Source organism: Thermobifida cellulosilytica TB100, from assembly GCF_001517975.1.
Taxonomy (GTDB): Bacteria; Actinomycetota; Actinomycetes; order Streptosporangiales; family Streptosporangiaceae; genus Thermobifida; species Thermobifida cellulosilytica.
This window is the reverse complement of sequence record NZ_KQ950180.1, coordinates 1337718-1349534: the sequence shown is the minus strand read 5'-3', so window position 1 is coordinate 1349534 and position 11817 is coordinate 1337718. Positions and strand designations below refer to the sequence as shown.

Here is an 11817-nt window from a genome sequence, read left to right as displayed (position 1 = left end):
GGCGGCCGGGGCGCCGACGCCGAGCAGGCCCGCGGCCATCGCGCCCACGGCAGCCAGCTTCATGATTCGCCGCATTGCTCCATACCTTTCTCTGTCCTCTTCGGCAGCCGATACCCGGCCGCCAACAGTCGTCGCGGAGTCCAGGTTTCCCGGGACGCGCACCACAACAATGCCCCCGGGGGAGGGAAGCGCGGATCGGAAACCTCGTGTCCTGGACACTTTTTGCTTCCCTTGACTTTCCGGTTACCGGAGCCGCCGCGGAGGCCGGAAAAGGCGAGGCCGCCTTCCCGAGATCTCGGAAAGGCAGCCATTACACCGAAGAGGCGATGGATGTCCGATCTAAAACCGTTGTGCGGTTCTAGTTGTCGTTGACGTTCACGCTGCCGGTGCAGGCGGCGGAGTTGAGCGCGTTGACGTTCGCCCCGGCGCCGATCAGCAGGCTGGCGCCCAGCGCCTCCTGGACGCCGACGCACTGGACCGCCTCGGTGGCGACGACGTCGGTGTCGTTGCCGGCCAGGGCGGCCGGGGCGCCGACGCCGAGCAGGCCCGCGGCCATCGCGCCCACGGCAGCCAGCTTCATGATTCGCCGCATTTCAACCATACCTTTCTCAACGGTCGCCGAAGGTAGGAAAACCGTCGGCAGATCAAGCCGGGTGACTGGTGGCCACCCAGAAGTGGCGATGCCCTTCTTGCCATTCTTTTACCGTTTTCCAGATGCGGCTGGGGTGTATTTGCGAAGCAGTGGCCGCGTTTCAGAAATTCCGCGTATTCGGCCCTTTCTGTCAATGGCGTGCGGGATAGCCGACCTCTTCGACCGGAATAGTCGAGAAAAGAAAGAAAAAAAGGAGGGCGGCACCCGGCGGCCACCGGCGGACCGGACACGTCCGCCGGGGCGACCGGGGTGGCGCCCTCCTCTCGACTGGCAGGGGCAGGCCCCGAGCCTGCCGTGCCGGACTAGCCGGCGGTGAACTCCGCGGCGAGGAGCTCGGCGATCTGCGCGGTGTTCAGCGCCGCACCCTTGCGCAGGTTGTCCCCGCACAGGAACAGGTCCAGCGACCGCGGGTCGTCGAGCGAACGCCGGATACGCCCCACCCAGGTCGGGTCGGTGCCGACCACGTCGGCGGGGGTCGGGAACTCCGCGTTGGCCGGGTCGTCCTGCACCACCACACCGGGGGAGGAGGCCAGCAGACGGCGGGCCTCGTCGGCGTCCACCTCGGTGGAGAAGGTCGCGTGGACCGCCAGCGAGTGGGTGGTGACCACCGGCACGCGCACACAGGTCGCCGACACCCGCAGGTCCGGCAGGCCGAGGATCTTGCGGGACTCGTTGCGGACCTTCAGCTCCTCCGACGACCAGCCGTCGTCCTTGAGCGACCCGGCCCACGGCACCACGTTCAGGGCCAGCGGCGCGGGGAACGGCCCCAGCTCGCCCACCGCCGCCCGCACGTCACCCGCCCGGGTGCCCAGGGTGCGGTCCGCGGCCACCTTCGCGATCTGGTCGTACAGCGTGTCGATCCCCTGCTGCCCCGCACCGGAGGCCGCCTGGTAGGAGCTGACCACCAGCTCGGTGAGCCCGTAGGCGCGGTGCAGCGCACCGACCGCCACGATCATCGACAGCGTGGTGCAGTTCGGGTTGCTGATGATGCCGCGCGGCCGGTTGCGGACCTGCTCGGCGTTGACCTCGGGCACCACCAGCGGCACGTCGTCGTCCATCCGGAACGCGCCGGAGTTGTCGACCACGACCGCGCCCCGCGCCGCCGCGACCGGCGCCCACTCCTTGGAGACCTCGTCGGGGACGTCGAACATCGCCACGTCCACCCCGTCGAACACCTCCGGGGCCAGCGCCTGGACCGCGACCTCCTCACCGCGCACGGTGAGCAGCTTGCCCGCGGAGCGGGGCGACGCCACCAGGCGGATCTCCCCCCACACGTTCTCCCGGGTGGAGAGGATGTCCAGCATCACGGTGCCCACGGCACCGGTGGCCCCAACGACGGCGAGGGTGGGAAGACGGGTGCTCATCGGCCGGTACCTCCGTAAACGACGGCCTCTACCTGGTCGGCGTCCAACTGGAACTCGCTGTGCGCGGCAGCCACCGCGGCGTCCACGTCCTCCTGCGCCACCACGATGGAGATGCGGATCTCGGAAGTGGAGATCATGTCGATGTTGATGCCCTGCCGGGCCACGGCGTCGAAGAACCGGGCCGTGACCCCCGGGTAGGAGCGCATGCCCGCACCGATCAGCGACACCTTGCCGATCCGGTCGTTGTACAGCAGCGACTCGAAGCCGACCTTGTCCTGGATCTTCTTCAGCGCGGTCAGCGCGCTCTGCCCGGAGTCGGAAGGCAGGGTGAAGGAGATGTCGGTGCGCGAGGTCGAGGCCGCGGACACGTTCTGCACGATCATGTCGACGTTGATCTCGGCGTCGGCCAGAGCCTTGAAGATCGCCGCAGCCTCACCGACGCGGTCGGGCACACCCACGACCGTGATCTTGGCCTCGCTCCGGTCGTGCGCCACGCCGGAGATGATCGGTTGTTCCATGCCTTCGGTTTCCTCAACTTCCGAGACGACCCAGGTACCGGGCTTCTGACTGAAGGACGAGCGCACGTGCAGCGGGATGTTGTACCGCCGGGCGTACTCCACGCAGCGCAGGTGCAGGATCTTGGCGCCGGAGGCCGCCATCTCCAGCATCTCCTCGTAGGAGATCTTGGGGATCCGCCGGGCGGTGGGCACGATCCGCGGGTCGGCGGTGAACACGCCGTCCACGTCGGTGTAGATCTCGCACAGGTCGGCGTCGAGCGCGGCGGCGAGCGCGACCGCGGTGGTGTCCGAGCCGCCGCGGCCCAGGGTGGTGATGTCCTTGCTGTCCTGCGACACCCCCTGGAAGCCGGCGACGATGCAGATCGCGCCCTCGGCGAGCGCGTCCCTGATCCGGCCCGGCGTGACATCGATGATCTTCGCGTTGCCGTGCAGGGACGTGGTGATGACACCCGCCTGCGAACCGGTGAAGGAGCGGGCCTCGTAGCCCAGGTTGCCGATGGCCATCGCGACGAGCGCCATCGAGATCCGCTCCCCGGCGGTGAGCAGCATGTCCAGCTCCCGGCCAGGCGGCAGCGGACTCACCTGCTTCGCGAGGTCGAGGAGTTCGTCGGTGGTGTCGCCCATGGCGGAGACCACGACGACCACGTCGTATCCGGCCTTCTTCTGAGCGACGATCCGTTGGGCGACTCGCTTGACGGCCTCCGCGTCAGCCACGGACGACCCGCCGTACTTCTGCACGATCAAAGCCACGGTCGGCGCTCCTGAGGAATCGGGTTCACGGTAATCGACCAGCCAGTCTAGTGATCGGGTTGTTCGCGGCTCCCAGCACGTCCGACAGGGTGCCGAGGCAGGGAGGTACCCGCGAAGGGGACAGGGATATCCACACAGAGGCCGCGGACGCGACCCTCCGGCGCGGTTCCCGCCGGGTGGTCCGCCGCGGCTGCGGGGGCGAGGGGGCTGAGGTCGGCTCTCAGAAGTCCAGGGCGCGGCGGCCCTCAAAGGCCCGGCCCAGGGTGACCTCGTCGGCGTACTCGAGATCGCCGCCCACGGGCAGGCCACTGGCGAGCCGGGTGACCTTCAGCCCCATGGGTTTGAGCAGGCGCGCCAGGTAGGTGGCGGTCGCCTCTCCCTCCAGGTTGGGGTCGGTGGCCAGGATCACCTCCGTGACCCGGCCGTCCGAGAGGCGCGCCAGCAGCTCTTTGACGCGCAGGTCGTCGGGGCCGACACCCTCGATGGGGCTGATGGCGCCACCGAGCACGTGGTAGCGGCCGCGGAACTCCCGCGTCCGCTCGATGGCCACGACGTCCTTGGGCTCCTCGACGACGCAGACGACCGCGTCGTCACGGCGCGGATCGCGGCAGATCCGGCACTGGTCCTCCTCGGCGACGTTGCCGCACACGGAGCAGAACCGGACCCGCTCCTTGACCGCGACGAGCGCGTTGACCAGACGCTTGACGTCGGCGGTCTCCGCCGAGAGCAGGTGGAAGGCGATGCGCTGCGCACTCTTCGGACCGACGCCGGGCAGCCGCCCCAGCTCGTCGATCAGATTCTGAACCGCGCCTTCGTACATCGCCCGCCTACTCGTGGAGTGCTCTCCCACCACCGTAGTGGAATCGCGCGCCCGGTGCAGACTCCACCCTCGTCCAAACCCGGTCGTCCCCGGTCACAACGGCTCAGAAACCGGGCAGCCCCGGAAGGCCGCCGCCCAGCCCCTGCGCCAGCGGCCCCATCTTCTGCTGCTGGACCTGCTCCACCTGGCGCTCGGCGTCGCGGATGGCCGCCAGCACCAGATCGGCGATGGTCTGCGCGGTCTCGGAGGCGTCGTCGGGGTCGACCGCCTTCGGGTCGACGGAGATGTCCTCGACCTGGCCGCGCCCGTTCATGGTGACGCTGACGAGGCCGCCCCCGGAGGAGCCCGTCACCTTGGCCTCGTCCAGCTCCTGCTGGGCCGCCATGAGCTGCTGCTGCATCTGCTGCGCCTGTTGCAGGATCGCCTGCATGTCCAATCCGCCGCCGGGATTCACGATTTCCCTCCTTGGGGCTGGTTGTCCGTGTCTGCGAGCCTAGCCGCTCCCCCGACCCGAAGGGCCGCCCCCGACGCGCGCCGACGGCCGCACCGGCCGTACCGCAGGGCGATCCGGCGCCCGCGCCCGACCCCCACGGCACCGTGTCGCAGCAGCGCACACGGGGACACGGGAGCCCGCCGCGACGCCCTCCCAGAGGCCGGGCCCCGCCGCGGCGGACCGGCCCACGGCGGCCACCATCGGACACCCCGACGGTCGACACGGCGAGGAACCCGGGCCGCGGCCCACGGCACGCCCCGGCACGGCCGCGACAGGACGACCGGCACGGGGCGGCGGCCCGCACGAGAACAGGCCGCCGCCCCGCCGCCGGTCAGTACACGATCGCCTCCGGGCCCAGGATGCCCTTGATCTCACCGGAGAACTCGGGGCTGACCCGCACTGGGTAGTCGTCGACCGCGAAGATCCGCGACCGCAGCGGATTGTCCACCCTGATCCGCACCGGGGTGTCGCCGCGGTGGCTGCGCAGCGCCTGCTTGAGCTCCTCGATCAACTCCCGGGTGACCCGCTTCTCCGGGATGGTGAGCAGCACCGGCGGCTCCCCCTCGGAGACGTGCGAGATGTCCAGGATCGACATCTCCGACACGAAGATCGAGTAGGTGCCCTCCCGGTCGTTGAGCCGCCCCTTGATGGTGACCGCGGTGTCCTCGACCAGGGCGTCCACGTACAGCGGATAGGTCTTCGGGAAGAACAGCGCCTCGATCGAGGCGTCGAGGTCCTCGATGGTGGCGATCGCCCACTGGTTGCCCGCCTTGTTGATCCGCTTCTCCACCTTGGAGATCAGCCCGGCGATGCGCACCTCGTCGTTGTTGCGGCGCTCGCCGTTGACCACCTCCAGCAGGGTGGCGTCGCTGGACCGCGCCAGGATGCGCTCAGCGCCCGCCAGCGGGTGGCTGGACACGTACAGGCCGAGCATCTCCCGCTCGAACGCCAGCTTGGTCTTGCGGTCCCACTCCTCGCCGGTCCAGTTGATGGTGAAGCCGATCGGCGCGGACGACCCCGACTCGTCGTCCCCGCCGAACAGGTCGAACTGGCCGTTGGCCTCCTGCTTCTTGGAGCTGATCACGGCGTCGACCGCCGCCTCGTGGTGGCGGTAGAGGTCCAGCCGCGTGTGGCCGAGCGAGTCGAACGCGCCCGCCTTGATCAGCGACTCGATGACCCGCTTGTTGCAGACCGCCAGCTCGATCTTGGACAGGAAGTCCACGAAGGAGGTGAACTTGCCCTTCTCCTCGCGGGTCTTGATGATCGACGCCACGACGTTCGCACCCACGTTGCGCACCGCGCCCATGCCGAAGCGGATGTCGCTGCCGACCGGGGTGAACCGCAGACCCGACTCGTTGACGTCCGGCGGCAGCACCCGGATGCCCATCTTCCGGCACTCGGCCAGGTAGACCGCCATCTTGTCCTTGTCGTCGCCCACCGAGGTGAGCAGCGCCGCCATGTAGGACGCCGGGTGGTTCGCCTTCAGGTAGGCGGTCCAGTAGGAGACCACCCCGTAGGCCGCGGAGTGCGACTTGTTGAAGGCGTACCCGGAGAAGGGGAGCATGACGTCCCACAGCGTCTGGATCGCCTCGGCCGAGAAGCCGCGCTCCAGCATGCCCGCCCGGAACGTCTCGTACTCCTTCTCCAGGACCTCCTTCTTCTTCTTGCCCATCGCACGGCGCATCAGGTCCGCGCCGCCCAGCGTGTACCCGGCGAGCTTCTGGGCGATCGCCATGATCTGCTCCTGGTAGACGAGCAGGTGGTAGGTCTCGGAGAGGATCGGGTCCAGAGCCTCCTTCAGCTCCGGGTGGATCGGGGTGACCTCCTGGCGCCCGTTGGAGCGGTCGGCGTAGTCGTTGTGCGCGTTGGCGGCCATCGGACCGGGCCGGTACAGCGCGCTCACCGCGGAGATGTCACTGAAGTACTTGGGCTGCATGCGCTTGAGCAGCGCCCGCATGGGGCCGCCGTCGAACTGGAACACGCCCAGGGTGTCGCCGCGCGACAGCAGCTCGTAGGTCTTCTTGTCGTCCAGCGGCAGGTTGGCCAGGTCGAGCTCCTTGCCCTCGTTGGCCTTCACGCTCTGCACCGCGTCGTCGATGATCGTCAGGTTGCGCAGCCCTAGGAAGTCCATCTTCAGCAGGCCCATCTCCTCGCACTGGGGGTACGGGAAGCCCGTGATGATGGCGCCGTCGGTGTCGCGCTTGTGCAGCGGGATGACGTCCAGCAGCGGCTCGGAGGAGAGGATGACGCCCGCGGCGTGCACACCCGTGCCCCGGGTCAGGCCCTCCAGACCGCTGGCCGTCTCGTACACCTTGCGCACGTCCGGGTCGGACTCGATGAGCTGGCGCAGCTCCACCGCCTCGTGGTAGCGGGGGTGCGACTCGTCGAACACCGCGGAGAGCGGGATCTCCTTGCCCATGACCGCGGGCGGGAACGCCTTGGTGATCTTGTCGCCCAGCGCGTACGGGTAGCCGAGGATACGGGTGGCGTCCTTGATGGCAGCCTTCGCCTTGATCGTGCCGAAGGTGAGGATCTGCGCGACCCGCTCCTCGCCGTAGCGCTCGGTCACGTAGCGGATCATGTCGCCGCGCTTGCGCTCGTCGAAGTCCAGGTCGATGTCGGGCATCGACACGCGCTCGGGGTTGAGGAACCGCTCGAACAGCAGGCCGTAGTCCATCGGGTTGAGGTCGGTGATGCCCAGGATGTAGGCGATCATCGACCCCGCGGCGGAACCGCGCCCCGGCCCCAGCGCGATCCCGGAACGGCGCGCGTACTGGCAGATGTCGGCGACGACGAGGAAGTAGGCGGGGAAGCCCATCTCCTCGATGACGCTCAGCTCGTACTCGATGCGCTCCCGGGTCTCGCGGTCGGGCCCGTTGGGGAAGCGGCTGGGGATGCAGCGCTCCACCTCCTTGCGCAGCCAGCTCGCCTGGCTCTCGCCCTCCGGCACCGGGAACTTGGGCATCAGGTCGCGGTGGCGGAACACCTCGTCGTAGGCGCCGTCCTCGACCTGCTCGGCGATCCACAGGGTGTTGCGGCAGCCCTCGGCCCACTCGTCGAAGTGGTTGAGCTCCCGCATCTCCTCGGCGCTCTTGAGGTAGTAGCCGGTGCCGTTGAACCGGAAGCGGGTGGGGTCGTCGAGGTTCTTGCCCACGCCCACGGCCAGCAGGGCGTCGTGCGCGGCGGCCTGGTCCTCGGTGACGTAGTGGGAGTCGTTGGTGACCAGCGGGCGCAGGCCCAGCTTCTTGCCGACCGACAGCAGCCCGGAGCGGACCTCGCGCTCGATGTCGATGCCGTGGTCCATCAGCTCCAGGAACACCGAGTCGCGGCCGAAGATGTCCTGGAGCTTGCCCGCGTACTCGATGGCCTCGCGCTCCTGGCCGAGGCGCAGCCGGGTCTGCACCCCGCCCGACGGGCAACCGGTGGTGACCATGATGCCCTCGCTGTACTGGTCCATCAGCTCCAGGTCCATGCGCGGCTTGGTGTAGTAGCCCTCGAAGGAGGCCAGGGACGACAGCCGGAACAGGTTGCGCAGCCCCTTGGCGTTCTTCGCCCACATGGTCATGTGCAGGTAGCGGCCGCCGCCGGAGACGTCCTTGCCGCCCTCGGCCGCGTCGTCGCCGGTCTTGCCCTGCCCCCAGAACACCCGCTGCTTGTGGAAGCGGGACTCGGGCGCCACGTACGCCTCGATCCCGATGATCGGCTTGACCCCGGTCCCCTTGGAGGTCTGCCAGAACTCGTAGGAGCCGAACATGTTGCCGTGGTCGGTCATCGCCACGGCGGGCATGCCCAACCGCGCGGCCTCGGCGAACAGCGGCTTGAGCTTGGCGGCTCCGTCCAGCATCGAGTACTCGGTGTGGACGTGGAGATGGACGAAGGGGTCGTTCGTCACGGTGCGACTACTCCCAACGCGACATTGACGGACGAGTGTGGCTCCTGAAGCCTACGACTCTCCCATGCCCCGTACGGCGTTATCCACAGGTGTGGAACGTGACGGATACGGCTTCTTCACCGGACGCCCCCGCCCCGGACGCCACGGCCGAACCCTGCCCTGTCCGCCGAAAACGGCGAAACCCCGCACACCGCAGGCAACCCGACGAACCCGAAGCCCTGTCGTCCCGGTCCCGGGAAGGACGGGGAGCGCCCGCGCCGCCGTCCGACTCGACGGGACGGACGGCCGAAGGGGAGGACGGTCAGCGCCGTTTGGGGCCGCCGACCCGGCGGATCGCCTCGATGAGCAGCCACACGGTGGTCGAGGGATTCGGCCCCTTGCGGCAGGTCTCCCGGTGTTCAGGGGCAGCGCGCAGGGCCCGGGCCCTCGCCTTCGAGTGGTCCGAGTAGGGAAAGCCAGGCGGGAGGTGCTTGTCGTACCCGGGCAGGTACTTGGACAGTTTCTCCCTGGACAGGACCGTGCGGTCAATCGCGCTGGCCAAGTCTTGGAAGTGGTAGAGCAACCACAGTTCGAAGCAGGGGTTGGAGACGGCGACCTTGATCTCCTCCTGCCTGCCGAGGGTCAGCGCCTGGTCGAGCCGGGTGTGCTCGTCGACGTCCACGAGGCACCAGACCTCGTCGAAGGCGAGGTTGGCGTCCTTGGCCCGTCGGGCGTCGATTCGCGCCTCCCGGCGGCGGTCGACCGCCTCTTGAACGACCTGGAGCGGGTCCCTGCCCAGACCGACCGTCTCCACCTCCACCGGGAGCGCCCCGAAGAAGGCGATGACCCCCTTCAGGTATTCGACCTCGGTGCGCTCTCCCTCGCACACGACGAGGACGCGCGGCTTGGCCTCACGGGTGTTGGTGCGCCGGGAGAGGTCCCGTTTCAGGCGACGCGGACGGCTCATCGGCGGCACCGTGGATCTCGGCGAACAGCGACCGGATCTCTTCGAAGTTCACGTGGGGCACCGCTCCGTACCTCCCCTGTAGGTAACCCCGTTCTGGGTTCTCGTCGCCACGGGGATGGAACTCGGCGAGGGAGTACAGGGAGGTCGCTCCGCGGGCGTCCTTCTCCGTGAACCATACTTCGTCCCGTTCGAGGAGTTTGTTTTCGAGCATGGTACCGAGAAGGGTGGTGTCATGTGAGGCAAATACTATTTGTGCCCCTTTGGGGTTGATGACCGGATCTTTGAACATCCGGATGAGGGTCGACGAGATCATCGGGTGCAGACTGGAGTCGATCTCGTCGACGAGGAAGACGTCGCCTTTTTCGAGCACGTTGAGAACCGGGCCGATGAGCCTGAACCAGGAACGGGTACCGTCGCTTTCCTCCTCGATGGGAAGGGCATGAGGGTCACCAGCGCAGGAATGTGTGAAAAAGACTGTCTTCTCTAGGTTCCTCCTGAGGTTCTCGGCGAATTCTTCAGTGGAATTTCCGGGAAGATTGACACCAATAGACCTGATGAGCCCGAGGAACTTCTCGTCCAGTTCTCGCTTGCCCGGGGAGACTCCCGTGACGCCCAGGTCGGCGACCCTGATGAGGCGGTTGATCCGGTCACGGACCTCCGGAGTGGCCTCGTCCAGCATCCTTCGGGTGTGGCTGTCCCGCAGGTACACGTCCAGCGACTGCTCTGTTGCCAGGCTGATGCTGCCGGTCAACCACCGCTGTACAGCCGACAGATACGGATGGTTGTTCGAGGCGGCACAGGACAGGTAGAGCGAGTTGTCCCGGGTCAGCTTCTCGATCTGTCGAAGCTCTCCGGTCAACGCCCTGCCGAACCTGTAGCCTTTCGGACCTTCACGTTCAAACAGCCTTCTGGGGCGTCCGTGCGGAAACTCGAAAAGCCATTCACCGACGATCTCGCGGTCGGTGACCTCGAAACCGTAGGAATGCCGCACCCCGTTGAAAACGAAGTCGACCTCGTAGAACGAGGGTTCGTTCCGGGAGACGTCGTCCAACTGGAACGGTTTTCTCGGGACTCCGGCATCGGGCTGCCAGCGAGTGTGTGAGTACCGGACCGCCGTGAGCATCCACCACAGCGCGTCCAACACATTGGACTTTCCCGAGGCATTGGCACCGTAGATGCCGACCACTCGGAGAGTCGGAGGAATCTCGCTGGCCTTCGGCTTTTCTTCGCCGCGCCGAGGTACTGCGACCAGCGAGAGTTCCTGCTCGTCACGGATGGACCGGTGGTTAGCCACTCTGAACCGCAGCAACATCGAGGGCCTCCTCCGGCAGGGTTCAGAACGAGGAAACGGCGACGTTGACGTGCCCATCGTAGGCTGTTTCACGCCCTGTCAGGAAGATTTTCTTCCGTACAGGGCATGAAACGTCAGGATCGCCGCAGCCACAGAGCCGGAGACCGCCACGACCGCTCCGGACGCCGGGCCCGGCTACTTGGTGTGGTCGATCTCCTCGATGAGCTTGCCGCCAAGCTCGGTCTCGATCAGCCGGGAACCCGTGTAGGCGCTCTCGTCCAGGTCGTTCTCCGCCGCGTCCTCGGGAGCCGGCTCGGAGTCCCCGGCCGGGGCAGGCTCCTCCGCCTGAGCCGGTCCGGCGGCAGGCTGCGGAGCCGACGCCGCGGCGGGCTCCGGGGCCGGTTGCGGAGCGGGCGGAGGAGACGCCGGTTCGGGGCGCGGCGGGCCGGCCGTCGCCACGTCGTCCCAGCCGCTCTCCCGCGCCGCCGGGGAAGCCGGTTCCGGGGCGGGCGCGGGCGGCGCCCCCCGGTCCGACGGCTGGGGGGCGGGAGCCGTGGCGGGCCCACGGACCTGCTGCGACGGCGGAGGCGGGGGAGCGGCCTGCGGAGCGGGCGGCTGCACCCGGCCCGGAGCACCCGTGGACGCCTCCACGGCCACCTCCAGGCCGTACACCTGCTGCACCGCCTCGGCGATGTCCCGGGCGCGCCCGCCCGTGACGAAGCTGCGCATCAGGCCGTCGGTCTCGAAGAAGAGGGTGAGCGTGCGCCCGTTGAGCACCGTGGCGCGCACCCCGTCGCGCACGATGGCGTACACGACCCGCTTCCGGTTGTTCACCAGGTAGTCCAGGATGTGCGGCCACCGGTCGTCGAAGGACTCGCCGCCGGGCGGGGCCGCCTGGCGGCGCTGCGGCGCGCCGGGGGCGCGCTCGGCCGCTGCGCGGGGGCACCCCAGTCGTCCGCCGCCGCCGGACGCGGCTGGGGACGCTGCGGGGCCGCGGCAGGCCGCTGCTGCGGCCGTGGCTCGGGGGCCGCAGCAGCCGGACGGTCCGGTGCGGCCGTGACCGGCGGCGGGGCCGCAGACGGCGCACCCCC

Annotated in this window: 9 protein-coding genes and 1 pseudogene; all 10 read right to left on the bottom strand. The window is 68.5% G+C overall.

The features are described from left to right. Positions 1-358: 358 nt before the first annotated feature. The gene (locus AC529_RS05765; protein ID WP_068754144.1) at positions 359-592 is read right to left on the bottom strand and encodes a hypothetical protein; all 234 of its coding nucleotides are present in this window, start codon (positions 590-592) and stop codon (positions 359-361) included. Between the two features lie 362 nt (positions 593-954). Beyond that, positions 955-2016, bottom strand: a complete 1062-nt coding sequence (locus tag AC529_RS05760; RefSeq protein ID WP_068754142.1) for an aspartate-semialdehyde dehydrogenase — start codon at positions 2014-2016, stop codon at positions 955-957. Beyond that, positions 2013-3284 (bottom strand): aspartate kinase, encoded by a 1272-nt coding sequence (locus AC529_RS05755; protein ID WP_068754140.1) that lies wholly within the window; start codon positions 3282-3284, stop codon positions 2013-2015. The genes AC529_RS05760 and AC529_RS05755 overlap by 4 nt, the downstream gene beginning before the upstream one ends. Positions 3285-3504: 220 nt before the next feature. Next, positions 3505-4104 carry a recombination mediator RecR gene (gene recR / locus AC529_RS05750; protein WP_068754138.1) on the bottom strand — a complete coding sequence of 200 codons (600 nt, stop codon included), beginning with the start codon at positions 4102-4104 and terminating at the stop codon, positions 3505-3507. Between the two features lie 103 nt (positions 4105-4207). Continuing rightward, positions 4208-4534, bottom strand: coding sequence for a YbaB/EbfC family nucleoid-associated protein (locus AC529_RS05745; RefSeq protein ID WP_232306612.1), 327 nt, complete (start codon positions 4532-4534; stop codon positions 4208-4210). Positions 4535-4928: 394 nt separating this feature from the next. Next, positions 4929-8489 carry a DNA polymerase III subunit alpha gene (gene dnaE, locus AC529_RS05740; protein ID WP_083947945.1) on the bottom strand — a complete coding sequence of 1187 codons (3561 nt, stop codon included), beginning with the start codon at positions 8487-8489 and terminating at the stop codon, positions 4929-4931. Positions 8490-8790: 301 nt separating this feature from the next. Beyond that, positions 8791-9435 (bottom strand): RloB family protein, encoded by a 645-nt coding sequence (locus AC529_RS05735; protein WP_068754134.1) that lies wholly within the window; start codon positions 9433-9435, stop codon positions 8791-8793. Continuing rightward, complete coding sequence (locus AC529_RS05730) at positions 9380-10747, bottom strand: AAA family ATPase (RefSeq protein WP_068754132.1); 1368 nt, start codon at positions 10745-10747, stop codon at positions 9380-9382. Before AC529_RS05730 ends, AC529_RS05735 begins: the two co-directional genes overlap by 56 nt. A 174-nt stretch (positions 10748-10921) precedes the next feature. Then, positions 10922-11560: a hypothetical protein gene (locus tag AC529_RS20800; protein ID WP_232306585.1), complete on the bottom strand. Its 639-nt coding sequence runs from the start codon at positions 11558-11560 to the stop codon at positions 10922-10924. Next, a pseudogene (locus tag AC529_RS20795) lies at positions 11557-11817 on the bottom strand (DNA polymerase III subunit gamma and tau); the annotation flags it as partial. The pseudogene AC529_RS20795 and the gene AC529_RS20800, both read right to left, overlap by 4 nt.